A 26,263-nucleotide genomic window follows, 5' to 3' on the forward strand; every position below is an offset into this window, starting at 1 on the left:
CCCACAACGCGCGGACAGTTGATTCTTTCTCGCCCCTGCTCTTTCTAGTTACTCGAAACTCGCAACCTCGTCCCTGCCCTTCCTATCTCTTACTCACTTGCCGCAATAATCACCGTGGCTTCAGGTTTAACCCTACGTAATTCAGTCGCCAACGCGGTTTGTGCTTCTAAATCACCATGCACGACTTTAATCACTTGTGGGCCTTGCTCAATGTCAGCCACAAAACTGACTAAATCTTCTTGGGCGGCATGAGCAGAATAGCCTGATAATTGATGGATCTGCGCGGCAACATCGATCACCTTGTCGTCAATTTTAATCACTTTTTCGCCATCCACTAAAGCGCGTCCGGTTGTACCTTGAGCTTGATAACCTGCAAAAATCACATCGGTACGTTTATCAGCTAACAACGCTTTTAAATAATTCACCACGCGCCCGCCAGAACACATTCCACTGGCGGCAACAATGATCGCGGGCTCACCAGAATGCTGAAGTCGATTCACCAATTCGAGATGATCAGTATGGCTATTAATAGTAATGCATTGTTCAAACGCCAATGGATGACGGCCCATATAACGGCGCTGTTTTGCTTCTTTGGCCCACAACTCGTGGAAATAACGGTATTGTTCGGTCACCTTTTGCGCCAATGGTGAATCCAGTATGATGGGTAACCTTTTCCACACCCGTTTAATGGTTTGATCTTCGTTAGGATCAACATCAACTTCTGCAATAATATTTTCAAGATCAAACAGTAATTCTTGGGTACGGCCAACACTAAAGGCAGGAATAACAATCGCGCCACCATCTTGTAATGACCGTTCAATGATCTGTTTTAAAACCCGCTGCCGCAGTTCAAGTTGGTGGTGAGGTTTATCGCCATAAGTACTCTCAATCACTAACGTATGCGCCGCTGTAGGGGCAACGGGATCGGTTAATAATGGGGTGTTTTTCGGCCCAAGATCACCACTAAAAACCACAATCTCATTGGTAGGCAGTTTAATTTCAATATATGCCGATCCCAAAATATGCCCCGCAGGACGAAAACGGATCTTCACTAACTCACCAGTCGGTAACACGATTTGCGCCCAACAATCATAAGGCACCGGACGAATGCGCTGATGAATTAAAGCCAACGCTTTTTGACATTGTTTTTTATTGAGCCCTAACTGAATTTTAAGCCCATCTTCTAACATTAATGGTACCAACGCGGCTGTTGCTTCAGTGGCATAAATAGGACCCGCAAAGCCTGCGGCAAGTAACCACGGTAAGCGCCCAATATGATCAATATGGCTATGGGTCAGTAATAATGCAGCAATATTATTAATATTAAATTCAATATCTAACGTCTCACGGGCTTCTTTTCCCTGAAATAAACCACAATCAATCAATAAGCTATTATCACCGATAACAAGCTCATGACATGATCCCGTTACTCCTGTTTTCGCGCCATAATGAACAATATCCACTGCTACCTCCCTCGCCACTCATAAATAAAAATCCATAATGACAGCGTACTGATATTGTTAGAAATATTAACAGGAAGAAATAGGAACCATCCGCCGTTACCATGTTAATGTAATGTAACAATCACTGGGGAGTTCTTAATCGGTCACAAAAAAGCACCTTAATATATACATATGCACACATATAAAATGTAATAGCACTCTGGTAACCCACCAAGAGAGCTTACCCATTATGTATCCGATCATTATTGCTATTCATGGCCGCGGAAATAAACTTCCCACCACCACCTTAAGTGCTCATTGGCAACAAGCGCTGCAACATGGCTTACAATGCTATAACCAATCACAGCTACATCCGCACATTGATTTCAAAATGGCCTATTATGCCGATCATTTTTATCAGCAACCGTTGGTGCTATCAGCGGCAACAACCACCGCTATTCAACATATTCATGCCATTAAACCGTTACCAACTCGCAATAATACGCATAATAATAACCAACCATTAGCCACCACTAACACTTCCCATTGGGGATCAAAAATAGCGGAGTGGATGGAAGATAAATTCAACGTCTTTTCTTGGATCTCGAAACCCTTTTTAAAATCACTGCTACCTGATATTCATCATTATTTTCATGATTCGAGCTACCAACAAGCTGTCGAACAACCGTTAATAAAACTCATCAATCAATATCAACATCGACCGATTATTTTACTCAGTCATTCAATGGGCACCGTGATCGCATATAACGTCTTGCATCAACTGAGCCGCCAAACTACCCCACCCCAAATTAGTACTTGGTTTACGTTTGGCTCTCCACTCGGACTGACCAGCGTCAAAGGTTTTTTACCTAAAATAACTCACCAGCCGAGCGTTAGAAAATTAGCCACGCCAGATTGTGTGACCGAGCAATGGATCAATGTCAGCGATAAAACCGACATCGTGTGTATCGATCATGATTTAAGTGATGATTACCTTGCCAATCGCCATCAAGTAAAGCCTCAAGATTGTTATATCACCAACGACTATCCCGGTAATACGCATAAGTCTTATGGTTATTTATGGAGTGATGTTATCGCCAAATACGGTATTCCGAAGGTGACGTTATGAAACCCTTTATCTTATTAGATCCCGGTCATGGCGGCGTGATTAATGGGATTTACCAAACACCCGGTAAGCGTTCACCATTATGGTCTGATGGTAGCCAATTATTTGAAGGGGAATTTAATCGTGCTATTACGCAAGGTATCAGCCAAGCATTAACGTTACGTGGAATTGAAAATAAAATTATTGTGCCAGAGCTGGAAGATATTAGCTTACCAACCCGCGTCAGACGCGCTAATCATTTAGTGACTCAATACCCTGTTCACCAGTGTTTATTAATTTCAGTACATGCCAATGCAGGCGGTGGCAGTGGTTTTGAAATTTTCACCAGCCGAGGTCAAACCGACAGTGACATCATTGCCGATCATATCACTCACGCTTTCACGCAAGTGTTTCCCAATAAACCATTACGGTGTGATTACAGCGATGGTGACAGTGATAAAGAACGCGGCTTTTATATGCTGAGAAAAACCCGCATGGCGGCAGTATTAACTGAAAATTTCTTTATGGATAATGAAGTCGAGTGCTGCTTGATCTTAATGCAACCTAAAGGCCGTCAAAAAATCATTGATTATCATGTTCGCGGGATATTAGCGTGGGTAAGAGAGGAAGGAGGTAGTGCAGGGAAAGTAAGGGACGAGGGTAAAGCAGCAAGTGCATAATCATCTAATTAAGCGAGGAAAATAAAGTAACAATAATATTAAATAGCAGCCATAAAAAAACCACAACCATGTTATGCGAATATGGGTTGTGGCTTAATTATTATATATTTAAGAGTCTAGTATTATTTTTTTACAGACTCAGTGGTGTAATCATATTCACCACGACGATCTTCACAACGTATCTTTTTTGCTTGCTTGTCGTACTCATCAAGTTTGCTTAGCCATGCCGTAAACTTCTTAAATAGTTGCATATTATTTCACTCTAAAATATATAAATATATCGAACAGCACCCTGTTCTATTTATTAAGTATATGTAGGGCATCAGTTGCACGCTATCAAAATAATACATTTAAGGTATATTTGTGACAATAAACATAAATGTAAAAGATATAATGCCAATAACACACAGATAGTATGATTTATTCTTATATTAAGCGTTTTAAAGCTGCTATAATGAGTCAAAAGTGGAATAAGAAGATTGAGAAGCTAAAAAATGTGTCTTATCATGTCAGTAAGAGCTAATAAGATAAAGGATCGACTGTCCGCCAAAATGCCATAAACACATAATTATGCTACTAAAAAATAGAAACTCATTACGTTGTGACAAAAACATCACCATTCATCCCATTTTAGAATGAATAATTTGATCAAGCTCTAAAAACATAACTGCTTTTATTGACCATAACCTGATGGTAAAATATAAGAATTCATTATATTAACTGGTTGATGTATTGATACCTTATCTTAATGCTTGATAACAAAAGATGATAAAAATGAAATTGATTGATTACGTACTATCAATGCTAAATAACAAAAAACAAAACGACGTAAAGTTTATTGAGTACACATGGAATGACGTTCTTAATATGTCACCAGACACTGATATTGTTATAAAGTGGAACTATGAAAGTAGCGACGCGACGCCTGAATTAAAAACTGCGGGAGAAGTGCAAGCGATGGTAAAAGAGTATGACGATAATCAACAATATGGTTATAAGAGCTTCGCGACATGCTACCACAAAGACACTTTGCCGCTGTTATTGCAATAAATAAAAATACATCAACACACGAGCCTATTGTTAATCAGTAGGCTTGATGATTGAACCATCAACATGTTCTATCGTGTTGTCATTTATCCAATTATTTAAACACCTTGAAGTAACTCACTTAAACTCACCTTGCTTGGTAAATGCCATCGCTTCAAGCTATGCTTTATTTGGCACTTTCGCTTCGTCGCATGCTGCTATAAATGGGTCAAATACATTCGCCCTAATCATAACACCTTCATATTTAGCAATAACTTGCGTTGCCTCTGCTTGATTAATCAGTGCAATTATATTTACGTGATCGACCGTCACCAATGGCTGCTATCTGATTGTCTTCAATAAGTTTATTAAGCCAACGCTGAAGCGTACGGCGAATTAAGTCGGGATGAGCCATAATAAGGTCTGAAACAGACACTGGGTGACAGTGTTGTTCGATATAGCGTTGGATTTCAAACCTATTCATGGCAGATACCCTTTTAATTGTGACACTTCTCTGAATAAAAGTGTCACAATTATGGCGCATTTATCCTTTAGTGACAATAAAGGTGTCACAGTAAGCATTTTTTGCATGACTTAGCTACACCAAGTATTCATGCTTCATTAGTTACAGCGAAAAAATTGGACGGACATATAAATTAGTCATGCTAACAATGGTAAAGAAAGCGGTCATCACAAATCAAGAAATCATCGTTAAAAACTCGTTTTAAAGCGTTCTGCTAATTCAGAGAGGCTTAACATTATATCCATTGATTCAGCATCTTCATGGGTCAACATATCAAGCAAACAATAAATTGAGTGATCGTCATTAAAGCAATAGGCGAGGTGATAATCACTGGTATTATTGTATTGCTGCTTATCTTCGTTGTAGCTATCGACGGTTAAAAGATGGACATGTTGCATTTCTGCTTGTAATGCTGCATTAGGGCGGTGATATGGGACGTCACGCCCAAATGACCAGCCATCTTGTATATTGTTGTTTGTTATTTTGTACTCGAGAAAAGACGCTTTCACTGAATCTCTAGCATCATTATCGGTAAAACTATCTCTAAACGGTTTAGCCGAAATGATCCTTATAACATCAGGCATAATGGTGTTCACTCAAACAACTCATCATCAGACATATCTTTATACTTAACGTAATTACTCGCACTTTTCGTTTGAATTCCATTTAATGCTTTTTTTGCACGACTTATTTTAGATTCAATATCAGGGCTTAATTGCTTTTTAATTGATGTGAAACCATCCAAAATATTCATCATAGATTCAAATGTTTCTGCGTTAACGATATAACCCGTCACCTTATTATTATTTAATAATGCCGTTGTACCATTATCTAAACACTCTTTTATATGGCTTCTTGCGTAAGTCACACTGACCGCTTTTTGAGAATATACATTTTGCGTCGTCATATCACCACCTTTTTTGTACATTATAACGTACATAACCTAATTGTGATATAAAGCTGTTTGAGTTTGAATAAAATTATTTAAACATCTTGGAACAAATCACTTAGACCCATCATTTTTTGTCCATGCCGCAACGCCAAGGCATGCTTTATTGAGCGCTTTAGTCTTATTACATGCAGCCATGAATTTCTCAAAGACAGTTGCTTCCACTGCCATTATTTTTAACTCATCATTGCATGTTCAAAAATAACTGAGGCTAAATCTTCCCCCATTAAACGAGCATATATTCCATAACGCCATTTATAAACATCATTTAAATAGATCAATACCGCGCACTTACCCAGCATTTTTCATCTCGAGACTCGTTACTAATACACCCACAATCTTAACCCTGCTCTTCTTTGCCGCTGCTGCTTCCTCTCTTTTCCTAGCCCAAATCGAATCAATACCGTATCATTCATAGGAATAAATAATAGGTATTTAACATGCAACTTAAACCGCTACAAAAAGGCCGTTATCAGCAATCTTGGACTGATGAATATTCGAAAATAGAAAAAATAGTATTAGCTTGTATTAGCGAAAAGAGATTCGTGAATGAAGGGCAATTATTGATACAGCAAGGACAGAAGTTAGGATCACTGGTCTTAGTCAAACAAGGTCGCATTGCGTTAAAATATAGCACCCGCAGTGGACGTAACTTTCAATTAGGCTCGATTTATTGCGACCACCAAATCTTTGGTGAAATGGAGTTTTTTTCTAATTACCGTTGTCAGATGGATGTCATCGCATCTGAAGCACTGGAAGTATGGATCATTAATCGTGACAAGCTCCAACAAGCACTTAATCAAAACCCGCAATTAGCTTTATTTTTTGCCAGCGCGATAGCCATTGATTATCAAGATACGATTGAAATTTTGACTCGACGTTTACTCTACCCGATTGCTTATAATATTGCCTACGATCTTTATCACCAACACTTGGATGATCTTCCTATTGATGGCTTTACAAAAGGCTATTTAGAAGCAGAACGCTTTGGCACATCAGACAGAGTGTATCGCCGCTCAGTCCAGCAATTGATCACATTAGGATTAATCATTAAAGAAAAGAAAAAATTAGAAGTCGTTGATATGGATAAACTTAAAGCCTACTTAGACGCAGAAGAGTAAGCACATAAGTCCTTACTCTTCATAACGAGTGGTGAAGGTTTAGTTAGCGTTACATTAACGACATAACACCGCTTGACGCACTTGGTAACGCTGACATAGCAACAACATCACCAAAATAGCTGCATAGATAACAGGGATTGCGTACATCACCGTTTGTAACCCAACCACACGCTCAAACACGGAACTGATTGCTGGGCTAAACATCGCGCCAGCACTACCACTGACTAAGATGTACGACACATTTTTACTGCTCGCATTGCGTACAAACGACACCCCGTAAGCAATGAAGGCATTATAAAGCGCGGCACACACAAAACCGTAGCCATAAGTTAAGTAAGAGAGCCATGACATCTTATCGGTGGTCACAATAAGCGCGGTGATCACCATTGCAAATGAAATCACTATCAGTAAGAAATGTTGGATTTTCATGCGTGAGACAATCACGGTCGACACTAGTGCACCGACTAACGCAGCTGACCAATATTGGGTAATAATGCTACCCGCATCTTCAAATGGAATCGAAAATTTGTCTTTAACAAAGATAGGCGCCCAAGTAAGGAAGGTATAAAGCGCAAGCATGCCAAGAAACAAGCCAATACCGCCACTAATAATACCGAAATTCCATTCTGAGTGTTCTTTCTCGCCATTTACCCCTGTCGATTCACAGGCTTTAAAATTAGTGAATACCGCTATAATTGCCGTTGCAATCGCCACCATACCCACAGCTAAATAACTGTAACTCCAAGATAGACCTTGAGTTAATGCATAAGTAGTGATTAACGGAAATATGACCCCTGCAATGTTAAACGTAGCATCTTGCACCACTAACATTGTGCTTTGAATTTTGTCTTTCCACACAGATACCACAATGGTACCAGCGATACATAAACCGACACCGCCACAAAACCCAACTACCGTCATCGCCATCATCACCACAGTTAAACTGGTGGTCAGATGAAGAATAACCGCCGCAACGGCAATCAATGAATAACATCCCATTGTCATACGTTTAATACCGATTTTTTCAATCAGGAAAAACGCAGCAATCGTACCTGCTAATGCACCACCATTGAGTAATGAAAATATCGACGCAACTTCGTTAACGTTAGCAGCAAACTTAGTTGCGATAGGTTCAATTAACATTCCAAATTGAGTGGCAAAACCTGCCATAATAAAATTGGCAAGGAAACTAAGGGCGGTAAGGGTGATTTTATTCTTCATTGATTCCACTCCATGAGTCAGCGGCGAAACAATGGCTCTTTTTAATATAGTCAAAAAAGAGCCTATTGCGGAATGATTAAGGCTGTAATGCGGTTTCTAATGCCAATTCAATCATATTATTAAAAGACAATTGACGTTCTTCAGCGGTAGTTTCTTCGCCGGTTAGACAGTGATCAGACACCGTTAAAATAGCGAGGGTTTCAATATTAAACTGATGCCCAAGGCCATATAAACCCGCCACTTCCATATCAATCCCTAATACCCCAAAGCGCTCTAATGCGGGGATCAAATCTTCATCAGGATCGTAATACATATCACCAGTGAAAATATTGCCGACTTTAACATCAATGTTTTTTTGCTGGGCTGTCATGTAAGCATTATGCAACAGACCAAAACTGGCCGAGGTTGCCATTTGATAACCACTACTGCGCTTAGCGTTAGTTGGAGAATCAGTACCAGCAGCTTGCGCTAAAATAATATCGCGCATATGCACATCTTTTTGGGTTGCACCAATGCTACCAATACGAATAATGCGCTTAACCCCAAAATCATGAATCAGTTCGTGGCCATAAAGCACCATTGAGGGAATACCCATACCGTGACCCATTACCGACACCCGCTGACCTTTGTAATAACCGGTATAGCCCAGCATATTACGAACATCAGTGACTAACACCGCATCCGTTAAATACGTTTCAGCGATAAATTTAGCGCGCAGTGGATCACCCGGCATAATCACAGTTTCAGAAAAATCACCCGGTTGAGCATTAATATGTGCAGTCATGAGATAAACCTTCAAGTGTTTGTATGCGCTCATAGTAATCAAACACCCACTCAACATTTCAGGACTAAAGTCCGCTTTTCCAGTTTGATATCTCAATTTTATTATTCTTTTTTGGGTTGAACTTTTTACGCTATTTGTTGCAAACGCTCAATTAACATATCCCTATAAAGAATATGAAGAATATGAAGAATATGAAGAATATGAAGAATATGAAGAATATAAAGAACGATAATATAGCTACTGTCTATTAATGTTCAGAAAACCTGAAATCTTAAACGTAAAACAACATAAATATAAAGCCCCAAAACAAAAAAACACCCGTACTGCAAAGTAATACGGGCGTTAATCTATTTTCAATCTTTTAAAAATCATCTTGCGTCACAAGACTAAGCACTAATCAGTTGATGCGGTATCACTTCAGCCAATTGCGGACGCGATTTAATATTCCACACGATGTCACAAATACCATCAGTAGGAACAAAACCTGTTGGTGCTTCAAGCAGAATATTACGTACCACTTCATGCTCAAAGTCATGACATGCAACATCTAAGCGCTGTAATAACGGCTCAAATTCAGACTACGGCAAGTAAATCTCATCAGCAGTCATAATACGTTCATGACGAGTTTGACCAACATTATCGCCAATCAATAACTCTTCATACAGCTTCTCACCAGGGCGTAAACCTGTGAATTGTATTTCAACGTCACCGTTAGGATTTAATTCATCTTTTACTTCCAAACCTGATAGCTTAATTAACTTCGCCGCTAATTCAGCAATCTTAACTGGCTCGCCCATATCTAATACGAATACATCACCACCTTTACCCATTGCGCCCGCTTGGATCACCCACTGCGCCGCTTCTGGAATAGTCATAAAGTAACGAATGATATTAGGATCAGTTACTGTAACTGGGCCACCTTTAGCAATTTGACGCTTAAACAATGCATAGATGATTGGCACAGTACGCGGTATAGCTACGAATGAACTTGGTGCGATACTGATAAGAGTAACAATATGCGGATTGTTAGTTTTTAATGATAAAATTAACAATAGCTTTTAGGCTATTCCTCCCCTTTTTTACCCCCTCTCCAATTTTCGTTATAAATCAATAAAATACTATAAATTCAAATAGTTGCAGTGACAGCTTTACTTCAAAAATCGGAAAAATGAGACAGTTTAGATGACAGCGCTGTGTCTAAAAATGGGCAGTAATACCAATAAAGCACTCAAAAAGCCGGAACAAAAAGCATGAATAGCTTCAACTTATGATCTGCTTTAGATATTACGGCTCGCCCTTTTTCGTGCTCAGTTCACATTTTTGATACTGGAAAAATTTTGCTCATAAAAGTGTGAGCGATGCCTATTTCTTCATCTCAAAATGAAAATAAACTCCACAAAAAGCAACATGAAATGACAATTCTAATTTTACGGAGTTTTTCACCATGTTAGACCGCATCAGAAATGGATTTTTTGAACAGGCACAAAAGTTCGGAAAATCGTTAATGTTACCCATTGCCGTATTACCCGCAGCTGGCTTATTGCTCGGGATTGGTGGTGCCCTATCAAACCCGAATACATTACAAGCTTACCCTTTCCTCGACATTTGGTTGCTGCAATGTATTTTCACGCTGATGGCCAGTGCTGGCGCTGTTATTTTTGGTAACTTACCTGTGCTTTTTGCCGTGGGTTTAGCTGTAGGATTAGCGCGCAGTGATAAAGGTACAGCAGGTCTTGCGGCGCTACTGGGTTATTTTGTTATGAATGCGACCATCAATGCACTACTCGTGCTTAATGGTGAACTACTAACAGAAAACTTAGGTAATGCTGGTCAAGGGATGATCCTTGGTATGCAGGTGCTTGATACTGGTGTGTTTGGTGGCGTTATTGTGGGTTTGATGACGTACAGTTTGCATAACCGTTTTAACAAAATCGAATTGCCTCAAATCCTAGGTTTCTTTGGCGGCTCTCGCTTTATTCCTATTATCACCTCATTTAGTGCCATTTTGCTGGGGGTTGTGATGTATATCGTGTGGCCTTTTGTGCAATCAGGCATTGGTACTCTTGGCTCATTGGTTGATGCGTCAGGCTACCTTGGCACCTTCATTTACGGTTTTGTACTGCGTTTACTGGGTCCTTTTGGTCTTCATCATATCTTTTATCTTCCATTTTGGCAGACCGCATTAGGTGGCAGTTTAATTGTTGACGGCGCTTTAGTTGAAGGCACCCAACGTATTTTCTTTGCTCAACTTGCCGATCCTAATACTCAACAGTTTTATGAAGGCACTGCACGCTTTATGTCTGGCCGCTTCATTACCATGATGTTTGGTTTATTAGGTGCCGCATTCGCTATCTATAAATGTGCAAAAGAAGAGCATAAAACACGTGTTGCTAGCTTAATGTTTACCGCTGCACTGACCTCTTTCTTAACCGGGATCACTGAGCCGTTAGAATTCGCGTTCCTCTTTGTCGCGCCAGTACTGTATTTCATCCATGCCATCTTTGACGGCTTGGCTTTCATGATGGCGCATATCTTCAATATTACAATTGGGCAGACGTTCTCAGGCGGTTTTATTGACTTCATTTTATTTGGTGTGTTGCAAGGCAATGCGAAAACCAACTGGATCATGGTGCCTGTGATTGGCAGCGTGTGGTTTGCACTTTATTACTTCAGTTTTAGTTTCATCATCAAACGTAAAAACCTTAAAACACCAGGACGCGAAGATGATGACAGCGCAATCATCGAAAATATCGCGGGCTCTGAGCGAACAGAAAAAATTATCGAAGGACTCGGTGGCCGCAATAACATTAAAGATGTCGATTGTTGTGCAACACGCTTACGTATCTCTGTCATCAATGGCGAAAACGTTAATGAAGCGCTATTAAAAATGACAGGCGCACGAGCAGTGATAGTTAAAGGTAATGGGATCCAAATTGTCTATGGTCCACAAGTCACCATCATTAAAACAGAAGTTGAAGAAGCAGTAGGATGTTAGAAATGAATATGTTGTCAATTGTGAAAAATAATCTGATTGTTTCTTGCCAAGCATTAGAAGATGAGCCGCTGCACAGCAGTTTTATTATGGGACGCATGGCGTTAGCAGCCAAAGAAGGTGGGGCTTGTGCAATACGTGCTAACTCACCACAAGATATTGCAGAAATTAAACGTGTCACCCAGTTACCTGTTATTGGTATTTTAAAACGCGACTATGAAAACTCATCGATTTATATAACTGCCACAATGCAAGAAATCGATGAACTCATGACCGCAGATCCAGACATGATCGCACTTGATGCTTGCTTAGCGTTAAGACCCGATGGCATGACATTAAAGGAAATGGTCAATACCATTCGCCAGCGATACCCTTCAGTATTGTTGATGGCCGATATTGCGACATTAGAAGAAGCCTTAACCGCACAAGAATTTGGATTTGATTGTGTATCTACCACTCTTCATGGGTATACTACTGAAACTAAAGGAATGAAACTTTACCATCATGATTTTTCATTCTTACGTGCTGTTGTTGATGCTGTCTCAATACCCGTTATTGCAGAGGGTAATGTAGGCACACCAGCACAAGCGAAACGGTGTCTTGAGCTCGGTGCACATTCTGTCGTGGTTGGCGGTGCTATCACTCGACCAAAACAAATTACAACAGCATTTATCGATGAAATTAAAATGTGTTAGGCCATAATAACAAGGCCTAACCTCGGTTAGGCCTTTTTATGACTTCAACAAAATCATTACTGAAAGATATTCAAAAAAATCAAGAAACCTTTACTAAGTCAGGACGAAAGCTTGCGGAATATATTCTGCTGCATAGCGATGATGTCATCACTATCTCCATCTCAGATCTTGCCTTAAATGCGAATGTCGGCGAAGCCAGTGTGACACGATTTTGTCGTCAATTAGGGTTTCATCGCTTTCAAGACTTCAAAACTGCCCTTGCTGTTGATGCCACACAACAAGAACATGGCATAGATCCTAATCTCGGCTCATTTGCATTATCCATAACAGATGATGTTATTGACGTCGCCAGTAAGTTAAAGAACAACCTTAATACCATCCTTAACGATACCATCACCCCTATTAAGCCCAACGAAATAAAATTGCTGGTTGATAAAATCACTCGCTGTCGTGATATTTGCTTTTTTGGTATCGGCTCATCCGGTATCGCAGCGAATTATGCTTATACCAAGTTAATGCGCATTGGATTAAAGGCTGAATCACTCCACAACAATCATATGATGTATATACGTGCGAGTTTATTAAATAAAGAAGACATTGCTTTTTTTATTTCTCATCAAGGCGAATCACAAGAGATCATCAAATCACTCTCATTAGCCAAAAAAGAAGGGGCTACAACGATCGCATTAACACATTGCCATCAATCAACTGTAGCCAAGATGGCCGATCATGTATTGATCACGGGTGATGATCAAACCTTCATTCAGGGAGACTCTATCGGAACGGTCATTTCTCAACTGTTTATGATTGATCTTATTTATACACTACTCATTCAGCGTGAGCCTAAAAAAGCACAAGACGTGAAAATGAAGACAATCAAAGCATTAGGGTAAAGACTAATTTATGTCAGGTTGTTGCGATTTTAGCTTGTCATAATAAGGTCTGAAAATAATATGGCGATGGGGTTTATGTGTGAGGAAAAGCAAGCCTCGTTTTCGACATAGCGAAGAAAATAAGTCACTTAGACCCATCATTTTTTATTCAATGCCGCCATACATGACTCAAAAATAATGACTTCCACTGTCACTGTTTTTAACTCATTATTGCAGGTTCAACAATAGCGAAGGCCAACCTTCCCCCATTCAACATGCCTATATTCCGTTGCGCGGTTTACACTCAATAACGCCAGTTATAAACATCATTTCAATAAATCAATACCTTTCATTAACTCAGCGTGTTTAATGTTAAACACTTCGCCTCGCGTCGCAGTCCCACAGCAAACAATATGCAACAAAACACTCAAATCCCCCCCTGCGTCGAAACAAACAATATTGCACAATAAATATACGCCTAATGCTGTTATACATAAAATAAAAAAATAATAGCGTCGCTATCACATTATTCATCACGGGATCTATTTTTAGCGATTATTTTTCACTCTTATTCAACCCATAATATTGCTTTATTACGTATTAGGAGATCGGCATGGCAAACAGAAAAACAATAGCTTTACGAACATTACAGCTCACTTATCACCCCCTGCTGGCTCAAATCATCACCGAGGATAGTGTTCAATTAATCAACCAAGCTCAACTCTGCTGTATTACCGATAAAGAGCTTGCCGTATTATTTGCGCAAATAGCACTGCCCGTCACCCCGCATCCAACGATGACTGATCAGTATTGGTTGCTTGCACCTTGCCCTGCCTTTTTCTTTTTACAACAACACTCGCTCTCGACAACGCTGAAGGTGCAAATACAGATCTACCCTGTTGATGAAGTAGAATCGGTGATCCACACACTGAGCTTTATTGAGCCGAGTCTCTACCATGGCCTACAAGCTAAACCGCTACATAACCTCTCAAAACGTCATCAGTTAGCGAAACAGCATCATCAATCGGTGCCTTCAAAACAAAAATTGGCACTGCTCGCGAATACTTCACCTTCCGCTGTCCGCCATTAACACAAAGAGATGATAACCATGGGTATTAACGCGGCTATTGCCAAAAATAATCGCAAAAAAAATAGTGGTGGGATCGCGCCTGACGCCTTGCATGTGGTTAATACTCTGCAGATTGCCATTATTCATTTTAATCGGTTATTTCATGACTCTGAGGATAACGCGCCATTGTTGTTCACCTTTATCTATTTATGGATGACACAGCAACTCGATAGCCTCACCGCAGCCGAGGATATTCCGTCGTTATCGCGTGTAACAGGTAAAGATGCGTGTGCCGAACATCGACTACGTATTATCAACCTCAGTGGTATTTCATGGGTGGAATATGCCCTGTGTTATTCAACCTCAACCGGGGTTGTTTGGCAGTGGCAACCTGTGCCTAGCGCACTGAATCATTTTTTCTACCGCTACGTTAGAACCCTCAACACAACAGCGCAAAAGCCATTATTAAATGTCGCACTGAAACAGCAACTGTGGCGATTTATCAATAAATCATGGAAAACACCCAAGCTGTGCGCGCAGTATGGTCGCCTAAGAAAAGATGTCTTTTTTCGCTATTTCACGATCATGGCTCAACGTTGTCCCTATCTCTCAACGTCGGCAAAATCAGTCTTGTTAGGGAATAAAACGTTGCATCATCGCAGCGCAACTGCCTACCAACGGGAAAGCAGTGATCAGATCCGCTATAAAATTTTTAAAGCACACAATGAGTATTTAGAGCGCATCGTCCAAACAGCGAGTCGTTATCGCATTAATCTCGCGATAGATAGCGCGCATCATCATCTTTCACTGTTATTAAATACAAAAGTGACGCTGCCAGCGTATTTAACCACAGTAGGAAAAATTGTTGTTTTTGAACGCCGAAAAAACCCTCGTGATCACGGTTATCAATATATCGAATTACCCACACTTTGGGTGGGATCAGATCGCGCCTTACCTTTAGATGATGTACGGACTTTTTTCCTGGCGCTTGATAATAACGTCAAACAACATACCGTTGCTAAGATCGCGACCAAACCCCAATTAAAGGCCTATTACAATGCATTAACCTATCAGCTCGCATTTCAGTTTTTGATGTTAACAGGCGCAAGGCCGACACATGCGATCTCACTTGAAACGCGTCGATGTTATGGCACCTTTCAATCAACGCTATCGGATAAAGGCCGTTACCGTACGCTTTACCTTTGCGATTATTTACAACAGGCCATCACACACTACTTGGCCATTCAACAGAATTTATTGACCCAACTTGGTAGCCATGCCTCATCGCCATTTTTATGGTTTTTATTTGATGAAAACAATCAGCCCCTGCCTCTTAATGCCCGCAGTATGCGTCAATTTATGCACCTGCATTGGCCTTATAAGAGCAGCAATGTAAAAAAAATCGTGCCTTATTGTTTACGTCATACCTTTGCGCAACAGGCACTGACATCGATCAATCCGCAGCTCACAACACAGCACATTGATCGTCTAATGGGCCATTCCTCCTTTGGTGAGCATCTTGGCAGCGATCAATGTTTTCCCATCAACAAAAAAATATTGTTGCAGTTTTTAAATCCGCTCCCGGGAAAATTATATTTCAGTCTAGATAGCACCACATTATTTTCTTTTTCACATATTCATCTTTTACAGGAATGATCGATGCTAGAAAATATGACACTAAAATCAGTGAGTGACGAGATCATAAATAGTCATTCTCAGCAGGGATTAGCTTGTGAAAATAAAGAATTTATTCAATACGTTATTGATCTTATCAACAAAACACCTCGTTCAGATCGCAGCATGACAATGGCAGAGCTACAAAGCATAAAAAAAACAATCACTACCATTCCAACAGGCAAGCAACGGCATTTACTGCGGGCCGTTGATAATGTGTTATTTTACTTACATCAACATTGTGCATGGCAACTGCCAGAGCTCGAGCTTAAACGTTTTCACGATACCCAATTAGCGTGGATGCAACTCATCAGCCTACAAGCGCATGATGCATCAGCACTGTATCAGGCTTATCAAAAATACAAACCGATCTTTGTCCAGGATCGCCCAGAGCTCAATATTGGTTTTATTGCGCTGGCATTGAGTATTGAAGTCGCGCCACTATCATTGCGCTACTGGGCGGAGGTTTTAAATGAGCCTGCCAGTATTGAGCTCTTTGATAATCAACTCACGATTGTCGTCCAGCACCAGACTCCCGCAGCACGGCACCCACAACAGCCGTCCTATTTTACGCGTTATGCATTAACCCCGTTTAGCTGTCGGTTGTTAATCGACTACTTTAATAGTGAGCCAGATAAGATAACACTCAAAACGTTGCATCACGCACTGGATCAATGGCTATCACGGGCGCCGTTTTACCTTGCCTCAAGAAATGTGGCGCAATGGCAACATTGTTTTCAACAAATTTGGCTGGTGCAATACCAATTTCCTTGTGCACTACTATTAGATATCAGTCAGCCACATCGTCATGTTGCCTTTGTTCCACAGCGACCTCACCCACAGTATGAACAACACATTAAGTTGATTTATGATCAAGATTGGATAGCGCCTGCCTACCACACATTTACAGCCAATAAAGTTGAACGTTGGCCACACCTCGCACTGATCAACGCCATTAAAAATCAACCGTCTTCTCAATGGCAGCATTTTTTAAACACCCAATTTGCAACGCCACCACCAAGCTCTCACGACAATATTATTGCCCATGTTATGTATTACTTTACCTATGATTTAATTCAATTTGGTGGTGTAAGAGCGACATCATTACAGTTAGATAGTATTCGTAAATACACTCGTATATACCATCAACTCGAAGACTATCCGCTTTCTTATATCGAGGCCTGTGATCACGAGGCGCTCATGGATTGGGCAATCGAGGTGTATGCGCATTTTGATAACGACAGCGAACGGTGGCTAATGTATAACTTTTTGCGTTTTTTACCTCAACACCCCGTAACTGAGCATTTTGATATCTCGCAATTCACATCACCGTTACTGTCAGCCACGGTTGATCCTTTTTGTCTGAGTGCCGACCAATGTTTAGTGACGATTAAAGCCCTCGTTTCTCAATCGACAGGCAGTCCACTACAGCGGTTATTTTGCGCCACGGCCTTGATCTTAGGTTTTTACGGTGCATTGCGGCGTGGGGAAGTATCACGGCTACGTTGCCAAGATATTATTGGGGATGTGGATAACCCACATAAATTTACGTTATGTATCTGTAAAACCGCCGAAGGTAACACTAAAAATAAACAAAAACGGTTTGTTTATCTTTCATTACCTACCACTATCGCCAAATTAATCAGAATCGTGATCCATATTAAGCGTGGCTGCTTAGCGACAACACCCTTGTTAGGGTTTAACCATGAATCCATGACATCACGTCAATTGCATTATTTATTACCTGTCACAAAGGCATTAAAAGCCTTATGGGGCACGAATGTCCGCTTTCACCACCTTCGCCATAGTGGCGCACATTGGTTGATGCAACAAGGCCTTCAGCTCGCACTCGCCTTAACGCAATCGCCCCTGCCTTTAGGTAAAGCGACCGCGGCAATGCTGACCGAACACCGTTGCCGCGAGCGGTTTGATTTTTGGCTAGAAGGACGCCCCTTTTCTCACGTCAATGGTGGACTATTGTTTGATGTCATCGGCGATCAATTGGGCCATAGTCACTATGCGACAACGCGTTGGAGCTATTTACACGGTATTGAGTGGTTAACGCCCTTATTTTCAATTAATGATAATGGCTATAAACAAAGTGAACTGCGCTATTTACTCGGGATCGGTCCATTATCTAATGATGTGTCACGATTTTTAAATGCCATCGCCCCAGATTACCGACAAGCAACAACCCATCAAAAGCAAAACTACACCTTGATGTTAACCGCGCTTGAATTAACCCCACATCTATTAAAGAAAAAAGGATTTAAACAGCTCAAGTCGGTCACACCTCAACAAACAAGCATCAGTGAGCCCAAAGATGAAAACCACTTACTGTCGTTATGGCTAGAACATTGCACTGTCGACATTGCCCTTATAGACAGTCATCAACCAACAGCACGCTGCTATAACTACCAATCTAAAAAGTTATTGGGAACATTAACTACAGATAAACAGGCATTTTCAGCACTTAGCGAATTTTGGGCACTAACAGGTAGACACCAGCCGATCATATTCACCAAACAGCAACGGCAAGCATTACAACAATTAGGGCCAATGGATGTCGATTTCGATACACGTACCCTGTCATTTACCGTTCGCTGCAATAAAGACAATGGCATCTACTTTCAACGGGTGTTTAGAAGCCCACTTTTTAAATGCTGCCAATTTGCTTTTGCGCTACAACACAATAGAAAAACTCGCATCAATAAAAATAAAGTGCTGATTGACACTTACTTTGCGACAAATAAAGACACCGTTTCGATACATAAACTCAATACTGGAAGCACACAGCTGAACATTACAGTGCGCTTTATTCCTCAAGCACCATTGCTATTTCAAATGCTGCATGACTTTTTAAACGCATCACTAAGGAACACATGATGAAGACGATATTAATCGACAAACAATATTACCCACACATTATGCTGATGATTGATGCTATTGATAAAAAAGAACGCACATCGCTGATCACGTTTATTATTGATAAAGCGGCTAATACTATTAGTGTTATTGGTGGTAAACGTGATGCACTGAGGATCATCAAGCTCCCTTTTGAGGGCCAAGATCCAACATTACAGAATGGTAAATGGTCGATAGATGCTGATATGTTTAAATACTATTGCGAGGATTGCTTAAAAACTAAGAGGAAGAATCAAGAGATCATTTTAGAGCTTGATGAGCACCCCCAAAGTGATAGTTATGTTATTGGGTATGCTAACGATCATGCTGTTCGTCGCTGGCAATGTAGTGCCGCTTGTGAAGCGCACCTTGATTATATCGCGTCACTTGATAATAAAACCTTTCAGACCGTATCAATATCAGCGCTACAACCCATGCTTGAGGTTGCAAGCAATCACTGTCCTTTAGAATTTTTTAAAATCGATAAAGCACAGCATAAAATTATTGTTCAGCGTGATAATGATATAACAACAACGGCACTGCCACAGGATCTGATCCCAGAAATCGACTTAGTCGCTAACCAAGATGGTCTTGATATACTGAAACATACTTGTCAGCACACACAATCAGGCACATTAATGATCAATGTTGATAATGAACAACTGACTGTCACCGATGGTAAACACAGTCAGTCTTGCTCTCTTGAATCACTGTCAGAGTTTAATAATAAACCTAAAGCCAATTACACAACGGAGGTGAAGTGCGTTGTTAAGATCTACGCACTCAAATCAGAAATTGAAGCTTATACGCGTGTGCATCAAATAAAGCATAACAACATCAGTTTGCTCTATTTCACCCAAAATGATGTCTATCTTTCAGGCTTTGGTTGTACCGTTGATAGCTTTCAGAATCTCTCCGCACTGGATATTACGACCAAACAGCCATTGCTCTACAACATTAATTTGCGTCAACTGCTTAAAGTGCGGATCAAAAATATTACCGAGCTGAAAGGAATGACGCTACGTATACTGAAAACCGCTGATGGCTCAAGAAAATTGGCCTTTTATAATGAACATGATCCTAAACGCCCTTATGCAAGCATTCCTATTGAGCTGAACACCAATAACAATGATCTGATGGCCATGCAAACATTGATGGCTATCTACAATAAACAAAATCAGGGGGATAGTTGCAAACAAGCCGATTTATTAGGCTATGACGATATTTAAAAAATATCGATTACACACTGGACAAATAACCAGTACCGTCTACAGTTAGATATGCACAGTAATTCATTACTGTCTCAGATAAGCAGTTGAAGCGAAGTGGCGGCAACCACTTCGCCTCGTACCGGCTGCCCCGACGTTTAAGCAAGACTCAGCCGATGGCCTTAGTGTATCTAAGTCCATTGGATATGGGTAGATCTATTCAATGGAGACTTGATATGGCTAACATTCGTGTGCGCCCAAATGGGATCATTCAGTACGATATTCACGTTTATGGAACAAGATTTCGTGAAACTTCTGGCATGCCTGCTACCCCTAAGAACCTTAAAATCGCCAAAGCGACTGTCAAACAAATCAATGCTGAAATTGCGTTAAAAACTTTTCAGTACCGTGATTACTTTCCTGACAGTAAAAAGGTCGAGCAGTTTGAGCGCTTGCAACGAGATAAATATCCCGACCGCTTTTATCCTTACTTTGATGATTTTGCAAAGAAGTGGCTATCGCAGCAGGCACCTAAATGGAAGAATAGCTACCGTAAGACGGTTGAGCGTAATATTGATAATTATTTGATCCCCTATTTTGGCAATACCTTAATTAATGAGATTTATTTAAGTCAGTTAGATCAATTTCGCCAACAATTAGCCGCGCGAGAAAAAGAGGATGGCAGCCGCACATTATCTAATGCACGCATTAATAATATTTTGTGGCCGTTAATTTCTATTATGATAGTCGCGGCAGAGGAATTGAAATTTAATTATCCCTTCTCACGTTACCGCGCCTTGCGAGAGCAAAAAGCGGACAGTTCGCCGATGACCTTAGAGGAAGTGAAACGCTTTTTAGACTATGTCGACCCTAATTGGTACGACTATTTTTTACTGCGTTTTATGACGGGAATGCGAAGTTGTGAAGTGCATGGACTGCAACTTAAACATATTGATTTTGAGCATCGCTTACTTCATATTCGTCAAAATATGGTTAATGGTGACATCACTGATGTGAAAACCCCAAAATCACGTCGCGACTTACCGATTAATGATCTGTTACTGACTGCAATTAAGCGTATTACCGCCCCCCTCACTGACCCTGATGATTTTTTGTTTACCGATGATAATGGCTTACCACTAGATACCCGTAAAATTGGCAAAGATATTTGGCATCCAACGCTTAAAAAAGCCAATTTAAAAACACGTCGCCCTTATGAAACCCGCCATACTGCGGCAGTGCTGCATTTAGCCGCTCATGAAAACCCATTATACGTTTCACAAATGCTCGGTCACAGTAATACACGGTTATTATTTGATGTTTATGCACCTTATGTCTTTAACGCCACTCGCCATGATGGCAGTGCATTTTCAGATATGATGGAATCAAATGGCGTATTTGATAGACGTTAATAGTTTTATAAATGTTTAAAACGCAAAAAGCCCGTATGAACACTAATATAAGTGATTCAATACGGGCTTTTAAGTAATATTAACACCACATAAAAGTCAATTTGTTAATTAATAACATCAGCCTTACTGGATAAATATCTATATTGCTTACTATGGTTAACACACTTCTTTTCAATCAAATGCCAGCTAATATAAGAAAGCATTAAGACTGTTAGTAGTGTAAGTGAAACACCAAGTATTGGTTTACTGTATAGACCATAATATATATATAACTGTATTACTGGGAAATGCCATATATAAATACCATAAGAAATATCTCCTAATTTTTCACTTACATTTATCTTAGGCATTAAAAATGCTAAAATATAAACAAGAAAACCGGTCAATATAGGTTTCATCCATATCCAGTCTATATATATTAACCCATATATGACAAAGGGAAGTAAAAGTAGTATATGTTTATTATCTTTTTTAATAAAGTTAAAATACGCACCAACCATAAAGTATGAAAGGAAAGATGGTAACTGGTTATTTAAAGATGAATTTAAATTATACTCATCTATTAAATAAGACAAGCAATAACAAAATATAACTGAAAATACTCCAATAATAACAGTTCCTATTTTCCTATGACTTTCTTTTATTAAAAAAGAATATATCACAGGAACAATAAGATAAAACATAACTTCAACTTTTATTGTCCATAATGAACCGTTTACAGCACCACCATTCCCATTACCTATAAATACACCTGGTAAATTTGGCTCTAAGAAATTCAATAAAAACAAATTATTTATTACATATTTAATAGCCCCAGAATTTAGATACTCATCATAACTTAACGTACTTATAATACTACCAACAAAGAAAAAAGTAATAATAACAATTAGATACAATGGATATATCCTAAAAAATCGAGAATGAAAATACATTTTAAGATTTTTGTTATTAATAAAACTTTTTGTTATCAAATAACCACTTATAATAAAGAAGCCATGAACTGATATATCACCAGGGAAAATTAACAGCCATTTTATATTAGCTAAAACACCTATATGGTATAATAAAACGATTACAGAAAATACAATTCTAAGTATATTAAAATTATTAGCCATTTTCAAAAACTTACTTCTTATTTAATCAACATATAATATGGATATTATTCTAAATAAGATCTTATAGTTGTAATTATCAACTTAAAACCTCACCTAAATAATATAAACTCTAAGAGAAACCACTCATAATACATCCAGATACAGATACAGATACAGATACAGAGATAATAAACTTAAATCTCATAAAAAAGACAAGATTTAGGCGTTGTAAACTCTTTTTTAGTTAATAAAAATCTAATAACACTATTTATATGCCAATATAAATGTTTAGAAAAGAACTTTCTATTTTCATGCTTTGCATAGTGTAATGCTTTAATTTGAGGATAATAAACAACAGGGTGCCCTTGTTTATTACTTCGATAACAAATATCTATATCTTCACAATACATAAAATATCTCTCATCAAAGCCTTCTAGACTTTTATATCTTTGCACTAGAAATGCTAAAAATGAGCCTGCCGCCCAATCTACAGTCGTTGTATCACTAATAGTACCCTTATCTATAATCGCAGTATTACCAAATCCTAAAAATGATCTTATAAATTGATGGAGTTTTGGAAAGTCTCTTATTGAACAATCATAAATAGTATGTTCTTCATTTCTAAAAAGATTAATACAACTCATATGTGTTTTATCTTTTTTCATTAAAGAAACCAAATCATATATAGAATTACTATCCATTAAAACATCCGGATTAAATACAATAAATAAATCATCATCTTTCATATTTAGATTATTGATACAATATGAAAAAACATAATTATTATTATGACCAAAACCTAACCCATAATCACTATCAATCCAATGGACATTATTACACAGAGATAATTCTTTGAAGTCATCACCTCGCTTATTACTTTTTATTATAATATTAAAACTATCAGATAATAACTTAAGGCAACCCAAATTATTTATTATTTTATCATGTCCATGAGAAACAACTGAAATATATACATCCATAATTATACCAATAAGTTCATGTAGAAAGATTATTTTGCAAGGATTTGAAAAATGATTTACACCATAAAAATATAAACCATAAAAATAAAGGAAATAAGAACACTTTTAAAAGTTAATTTTTAATGAATAAAGGTATTATTACTATTACAATCCTTTTGCTTTTTTAAATTCAACACCATTTACATCTTTATTAGATAATACTGGCATATCAATTAATGGCCATTTAATCCCAATATCTGAATCGTTCCATAAAATAGAATTTTCTGAATTTGGGTTATAATAATCTGTACATTTATAAACAAATTCAGCTTCATCACTAGTCACATAAAAACCATGAGCAAAACCTTTAGGTACCCATAACTGACGTTTATTTTCAGCAGAAAGATAAACACCAACCCATTTACCAAACGTTGGGGAATCTTTACGAATATCAACCGCTACATCGAATACCTCACCAGAAACAACACGCACTAACTTACCTTGAGTATTTTCTGTTTGATAATGTAATCCGCGTAAAATACCTTTTTTAGATTTAGAATGGTTATCTTGTACAAATTGGGTAGGCTTACCAGTAACTAATTCTTCAAATTTATTTTGATTCCAAGTTTCCATAAAGAAACCACGCTCGTCACCAAAGACAGCTGGCTCTATAATTTTTACATCAGGGATGCTTGTATTTATGACTTTCATTATTGCTCTCTAATTCAGTATTAAGAATAATCACTCAAATGATTTAATGCTAATCGCCAATCACTTGCTAGAATATTAAATACTATTGTTATTTTTTTTGTATTCAATTTTGAATTGGCAGGACGTTTCGCAGGTGTTGGATATTGTTCTGTTTTAATCCCCTTTACGTCAGGCGATTTTACTAAAACCTTTTGTTCAATCGCTTTGTTAAAGATGATTTGAGCGAATTCACACCAACTGACATGTGGCATACCGGAGAAATGATAAATACCGTAATGCTCAATATTAAATGTATTTTTTGAGTCTGTGATTGATTTAGCTATTTTAATTAATGCAGCAGCAATATCACCTGCATAAGTTGGTCCACCGAACTGGTCAGCAACAATGCCTAATGAATCTCTTTGCTGTGCTAAACGAAGCATGGTTTTTACAAAGTTATTACCATCTTCACCAAATACCCAAGCAGTTCGTAAAATAATATGACGAGAGCAGGCATTGATGACAGCTTTTTCACCCGCTAATTTACTTTCCCCATACACACCTTGCGGGTTAACAGTATCAGATTCACTATATAAACCGTCTTTATCACCCGCAAAAATATAATCTGTCGATATATGTAATATTGCAGCGCCAATTCGCTCGGCTGCTTGGGCTAAATATAAAGGGCCATCTCGATTTATAGCATAAGATAATTCAACTTCATTCTCTGCTTTATCAACTGCAGTATGAGCTGCTGCGTTAATAATAATATTTGGCATAAAATCATTGACGGTTTTTACAACCTCTTGCTCAGAGGTAATATCAAGTTCATTTCTGTCAACAGCTAAAAATTCAATCTCAGGACAAGATTGTAGCTGTTTAACTAAACAGCTACCTACTTGACCATTGCTACCTGTAATTAATACTTTCACAATGTTTATTCACTTCTTATTTTTCTTCAGAAACAATACGCATTAAATATTGACCGTATTCATTTTTCATCATTGGTTCAGCCAGCAATTGTACTTGCTCTGTTGTTAACCAATCATTACGCCATGAAATTTCTTCTAAACAAGCAACTTTTAAGCCTTGAATATTTTGTACGGTTTCAACAAATGATGCTGCCTGTTGCAGGCTCTCATGAGTCCCCGTATCAAGCCATGCAAAACCACGGCCTAATAGCTCAACATTTAATGATCCATCATTTAGGTACATTTCATTTAATGTGGTAATTTCAAGCTCGCCACGATGTGACGGTTTAACTTGCTTTGCCATTTCAACGACACGATTATCATAAAAATATAATCCTGTTACTGCATAATTTGATTTAGGTTGTTGCGGTTTTTCTTCAATAGAAATGGCTTTCATATTGTTATCAAATTCAACCACACCAAAACGTTCTGGATCATGTACTTGATAACCAAAAACAGTAGCAACACCTTGTGATATTAACTCTCTGGCATGGCTTAGCTGTTGTCCAAATGATTGGCCATAAAAAATGTTATCGCCAAGCACTAAACACACGCTATCATTACCAATAAACTCTTCACCAATAATAAATGCCTGTGCTAGACCATCCGGAGAAGGCTGAATCGCATACTCCAGATTAATTCCAAAGTCAGAGCCATTACCTAATAAACGTTGAAAACTTTGATTATCTTCTGGAGTAGTAATAATCAGAATATCTTTAATGCCCGCTAACATTAATGTAGATAGTGGGTAAAAAATCATTGGCTTGTCGTAAATAGGTAGTAACTGCTTAGATACACCACGCGTAATAGGGTAAAGACGCGTACCTGAACCGCCCGCTAAAATAATGCCTTTCATAAATAAGAATCCAAGG

At 38.8% G+C, this 26,263-nt stretch carries 24 protein-coding genes and 1 pseudogene; 12 read left to right on the forward strand and 13 right to left on the reverse strand.

Annotated elements, in window-relative coordinates; genetic code table 11:
* Positions 1–89 precede the first annotated feature (89 nt).
* Complete coding sequence (locus BTO21_RS08265; protein ID WP_045030638.1) at positions 90–1,463, reverse strand: MBL fold metallo-hydrolase; 1,374 nt, start codon at positions 1,461–1,463, stop codon at positions 90–92.
* Between the two features lie 229 nt (positions 1,464–1,692).
* On the opposite strand from BTO21_RS08265, the gene BTO21_RS08270 reads away from it, so the two are divergent.
* Together BTO21_RS08270 and BTO21_RS08275 are read left to right on the forward strand one after the other, a co-directional pair.
* Entirely contained in the window at positions 1,693–2,571 is an 879-nt protein-coding gene (locus tag BTO21_RS08270) for a lipase family protein (protein WP_052672687.1), read from the forward strand.
* Positions 2,568–3,227, forward strand: coding sequence for an N-acetylmuramoyl-L-alanine amidase (locus tag BTO21_RS08275; RefSeq protein WP_045030640.1), 660 nt, complete (start codon positions 2,568–2,570; stop codon positions 3,225–3,227). The genes BTO21_RS08270 and BTO21_RS08275 overlap by 4 nt, the downstream gene beginning before the upstream one ends.
* Before the next feature lie 122 nt (positions 3,228–3,349).
* Here the strand turns inward: BTO21_RS08275 and BTO21_RS20340 are convergent, their stop codons facing one another.
* Entirely contained in the window at positions 3,350–3,478 is a 129-nt protein-coding gene (locus tag BTO21_RS20340) for a hypothetical protein (protein ID WP_269781394.1), read from the reverse strand.
* A 523-nt stretch (positions 3,479–4,001) separates the two neighbouring features.
* Here BTO21_RS20340 and BTO21_RS08280 point away from each other — a divergent pair.
* A complete protein-coding gene (locus BTO21_RS08280; RefSeq protein ID WP_045030642.1) occupies positions 4,002–4,277 on the forward strand; it encodes a hypothetical protein in 276 nt (91 codons plus the stop codon).
* Positions 4,278–4,548: 271 nt separating this feature from the next.
* Here the strand turns inward: BTO21_RS08280 and BTO21_RS08285 are convergent, their stop codons facing one another.
* From BTO21_RS08285 to BTO21_RS08295, 3 genes are all read right to left on the reverse strand, one after another.
* On the reverse strand, positions 4,549–4,737 hold the full coding sequence (locus tag BTO21_RS08285) for a hypothetical protein (RefSeq protein ID WP_239992743.1): 189 nt from the start codon (positions 4,735–4,737) through the stop codon (positions 4,549–4,551).
* Positions 4,738–4,964: 227 nt separating this feature from the next.
* On the reverse strand, positions 4,965–5,372 hold the full coding sequence (locus BTO21_RS08290) for a type II toxin-antitoxin system YafO family toxin (RefSeq protein ID WP_052672688.1): 408 nt from the start codon (positions 5,370–5,372) through the stop codon (positions 4,965–4,967).
* Positions 5,369–5,683 carry a type II toxin-antitoxin system Phd/YefM family antitoxin gene (locus tag BTO21_RS08295; protein WP_107293850.1) on the reverse strand — a complete coding sequence of 105 codons (315 nt, stop codon included), beginning with the start codon at positions 5,681–5,683 and terminating at the stop codon, positions 5,369–5,371. Before BTO21_RS08295 ends, BTO21_RS08290 begins: the two co-directional genes overlap by 4 nt.
* A 482-nt stretch (positions 5,684–6,165) precedes the next feature.
* Here BTO21_RS08295 and BTO21_RS08300 point away from each other — a divergent pair, with 482 nt between their 5' ends.
* Positions 6,166–6,846 (forward strand): Crp/Fnr family transcriptional regulator, encoded by a 681-nt coding sequence (locus tag BTO21_RS08300; protein ID WP_045030646.1) that lies wholly within the window; start codon positions 6,166–6,168, stop codon positions 6,844–6,846.
* 54 nt (positions 6,847–6,900) lie between these two features.
* Here BTO21_RS08300 and tsgA read toward each other — a convergent pair whose 3' ends face one another.
* The 3 genes and pseudogenes from tsgA to BTO21_RS20345 form a co-directional block, all read right to left on the reverse strand.
* Positions 6,901–8,067, reverse strand: a complete 1,167-nt coding sequence (gene tsgA, locus BTO21_RS08305; protein ID WP_045030648.1) for an MFS transporter TsgA — start codon at positions 8,065–8,067, stop codon at positions 6,901–6,903.
* Positions 8,068–8,143: 76 nt separating this feature from the next.
* Entirely contained in the window at positions 8,144–8,851 is a 708-nt protein-coding gene (gene deoD, locus BTO21_RS08310; protein ID WP_045030649.1) for a purine-nucleoside phosphorylase, read from the reverse strand.
* A gap of 386 nt (positions 8,852–9,237) precedes the next feature.
* Positions 9,238–9,804: pseudogene (locus BTO21_RS20345) on the reverse strand (polysaccharide biosynthesis protein); the annotation flags it as partial.
* A gap of 491 nt (positions 9,805–10,295) precedes the next feature.
* Between BTO21_RS20345 and BTO21_RS08320 the strand changes: the two are divergent.
* The 8 genes from BTO21_RS08320 to BTO21_RS08355 all read left to right on the forward strand — a co-directional run bounded on the left by BTO21_RS08320 (position 10,296) and on the right by BTO21_RS08355 (position 21,677).
* A complete protein-coding gene (locus BTO21_RS08320) occupies positions 10,296–11,846 on the forward strand; it encodes a PTS transporter subunit EIIC (protein ID WP_045030651.1) in 1,551 nt (516 codons plus the stop codon).
* A gap of 2 nt (positions 11,847–11,848) precedes the next feature.
* A complete protein-coding gene (locus BTO21_RS08325; protein ID WP_045030653.1) occupies positions 11,849–12,538 on the forward strand; it encodes an N-acetylmannosamine-6-phosphate 2-epimerase in 690 nt (229 codons plus the stop codon).
* Positions 12,539–12,576: 38 nt separating this feature from the next.
* Positions 12,577–13,431, forward strand: a complete 855-nt coding sequence (locus BTO21_RS08330; protein WP_087820958.1) for a MurR/RpiR family transcriptional regulator — start codon at positions 12,577–12,579, stop codon at positions 13,429–13,431.
* 592 nt (positions 13,432–14,023) lie between these two features.
* On the forward strand, positions 14,024–14,500 hold the full coding sequence (locus BTO21_RS08335; protein WP_045030655.1) for a hypothetical protein: 477 nt from the start codon (positions 14,024–14,026) through the stop codon (positions 14,498–14,500).
* Between the two features lie 18 nt (positions 14,501–14,518).
* Entirely contained in the window at positions 14,519–16,135 is a 1,617-nt protein-coding gene (locus tag BTO21_RS08340; RefSeq protein ID WP_045030657.1) for a site-specific integrase, read from the forward strand.
* A gap of 3 nt (positions 16,136–16,138) precedes the next feature.
* Positions 16,139–19,039 (forward strand): site-specific integrase, encoded by a 2,901-nt coding sequence (locus BTO21_RS08345; protein ID WP_105026762.1) that lies wholly within the window; start codon positions 16,139–16,141, stop codon positions 19,037–19,039.
* Positions 19,039–20,286 (forward strand): hypothetical protein, encoded by a 1,248-nt coding sequence (locus BTO21_RS08350; RefSeq protein WP_045030663.1) that lies wholly within the window; start codon positions 19,039–19,041, stop codon positions 20,284–20,286. Before BTO21_RS08345 ends, BTO21_RS08350 begins: the two co-directional genes overlap by 1 nt.
* Before the next feature lie 215 nt (positions 20,287–20,501).
* Positions 20,502–21,677 (forward strand): Arm DNA-binding domain-containing protein, encoded by a 1,176-nt coding sequence (locus BTO21_RS08355; protein ID WP_045030665.1) that lies wholly within the window; start codon positions 20,502–20,504, stop codon positions 21,675–21,677.
* Positions 21,678–21,781: 104 nt separating this feature from the next.
* Here BTO21_RS08355 and BTO21_RS08360 read toward each other — a convergent pair whose 3' ends face one another.
* From BTO21_RS08360 to rfbA, 5 genes are all read right to left on the reverse strand, one after another.
* Complete coding sequence (locus BTO21_RS08360; protein ID WP_045030667.1) at positions 21,782–22,792, reverse strand: acyltransferase family protein; 1,011 nt, start codon at positions 22,790–22,792, stop codon at positions 21,782–21,784.
* Between the two features lie 173 nt (positions 22,793–22,965).
* Positions 22,966–23,751 (reverse strand): glycosyltransferase family protein, encoded by a 786-nt coding sequence (locus tag BTO21_RS08365; protein WP_045030669.1) that lies wholly within the window; start codon positions 23,749–23,751, stop codon positions 22,966–22,968.
* A gap of 144 nt (positions 23,752–23,895) precedes the next feature.
* Complete coding sequence (gene rfbC / locus BTO21_RS08370; protein ID WP_045030671.1) at positions 23,896–24,441, reverse strand: dTDP-4-dehydrorhamnose 3,5-epimerase; 546 nt, start codon at positions 24,439–24,441, stop codon at positions 23,896–23,898.
* A 20-nt stretch (positions 24,442–24,461) separates the two neighbouring features.
* Positions 24,462–25,355 (reverse strand): dTDP-4-dehydrorhamnose reductase, encoded by an 894-nt coding sequence (gene rfbD / locus BTO21_RS08375; RefSeq protein WP_205068434.1) that lies wholly within the window; start codon positions 25,353–25,355, stop codon positions 24,462–24,464.
* A 13-nt stretch (positions 25,356–25,368) separates the two neighbouring features.
* A complete protein-coding gene (rfbA, locus tag BTO21_RS08380) occupies positions 25,369–26,247 on the reverse strand; it encodes a glucose-1-phosphate thymidylyltransferase RfbA (protein ID WP_045030674.1) in 879 nt (292 codons plus the stop codon).
* Between the last annotated feature and the right edge of the window lie 16 nt (positions 26,248–26,263).

The organism is Photobacterium phosphoreum (assembly GCF_002954725.1).
GTDB classification, from domain to species: domain Bacteria; phylum Pseudomonadota; class Gammaproteobacteria; order Enterobacterales; family Vibrionaceae; genus Photobacterium; species Photobacterium phosphoreum.

What these genes read in the sequence shown, in the direction of transcription:
- BTO21_RS08330 (WP_087820958.1), top strand. Translation starts at nt 12,577, where the DNA reads ATGACTTCAACAAAATCATTACTGAAAGATATTCAAAAAAATCAAGAA.
- rfbA (WP_045030674.1), bottom strand. Translation starts at nt 26,247, where the DNA reads ATGAAAGGCATTATTTTAGCGGGCGGTTCAGGTACGCGTCTTTACCCT.
- BTO21_RS20340 (WP_269781394.1), bottom strand. Translation starts at nt 3,478, where the DNA reads ATGCAACTATTTAAGAAGTTTACGGCATGGCTAAGCAAACTTGATGAG.
- BTO21_RS08325 (WP_045030653.1), top strand. Translation starts at nt 11,849, where the DNA reads ATGAATATGTTGTCAATTGTGAAAAATAATCTGATTGTTTCTTGCCAA.
- BTO21_RS08320 (WP_045030651.1), top strand. Translation starts at nt 10,296, where the DNA reads ATGTTAGACCGCATCAGAAATGGATTTTTTGAACAGGCACAAAAGTTC.
- BTO21_RS08350 (WP_045030663.1), top strand. Translation starts at nt 19,039, where the DNA reads ATGAAGACGATATTAATCGACAAACAATATTACCCACACATTATGCTG.
- BTO21_RS08285 (WP_239992743.1), bottom strand. Translation starts at nt 4,737, where the DNA reads ATGAATAGGTTTGAAATCCAACGCTATATCGAACAACACTGTCACCCA.
- BTO21_RS08295 (WP_107293850.1), bottom strand. Translation starts at nt 5,683, where the DNA reads ATGACGACGCAAAATGTATATTCTCAAAAAGCGGTCAGTGTGACTTAC.
- deoD (WP_045030649.1), bottom strand. Translation starts at nt 8,851, where the DNA reads ATGACTGCACATATTAATGCTCAACCGGGTGATTTTTCTGAAACTGTG.
- BTO21_RS08345 (WP_105026762.1), top strand. Translation starts at nt 16,139, where the DNA reads ATGCTAGAAAATATGACACTAAAATCAGTGAGTGACGAGATCATAAAT.
- BTO21_RS08340 (WP_045030657.1), top strand. Translation starts at nt 14,519, where the DNA reads ATGGGTATTAACGCGGCTATTGCCAAAAATAATCGCAAAAAAAATAGT.
- BTO21_RS08365 (WP_045030669.1), bottom strand. Translation starts at nt 23,751, where the DNA reads ATGGATGTATATATTTCAGTTGTTTCTCATGGACATGATAAAATAATA.
- BTO21_RS08280 (WP_045030642.1), top strand. Translation starts at nt 4,002, where the DNA reads ATGAAATTGATTGATTACGTACTATCAATGCTAAATAACAAAAAACAA.
- BTO21_RS08360 (WP_045030667.1), bottom strand. Translation starts at nt 22,792, where the DNA reads ATGGCTAATAATTTTAATATACTTAGAATTGTATTTTCTGTAATCGTT.
- BTO21_RS08335 (WP_045030655.1), top strand. Translation starts at nt 14,024, where the DNA reads ATGGCAAACAGAAAAACAATAGCTTTACGAACATTACAGCTCACTTAT.
- rfbC (WP_045030671.1), bottom strand. Translation starts at nt 24,441, where the DNA reads ATGAAAGTCATAAATACAAGCATCCCTGATGTAAAAATTATAGAGCCA.
- BTO21_RS08355 (WP_045030665.1), top strand. Translation starts at nt 20,502, where the DNA reads ATGGCTAACATTCGTGTGCGCCCAAATGGGATCATTCAGTACGATATT.
- tsgA (WP_045030648.1), bottom strand. Translation starts at nt 8,067, where the DNA reads ATGAAGAATAAAATCACCCTTACCGCCCTTAGTTTCCTTGCCAATTTT.
- BTO21_RS08270 (WP_052672687.1), top strand. Translation starts at nt 1,693, where the DNA reads ATGTATCCGATCATTATTGCTATTCATGGCCGCGGAAATAAACTTCCC.
- BTO21_RS08300 (WP_045030646.1), top strand. Translation starts at nt 6,166, where the DNA reads ATGCAACTTAAACCGCTACAAAAAGGCCGTTATCAGCAATCTTGGACT.
- BTO21_RS08275 (WP_045030640.1), top strand. Translation starts at nt 2,568, where the DNA reads ATGAAACCCTTTATCTTATTAGATCCCGGTCATGGCGGCGTGATTAAT.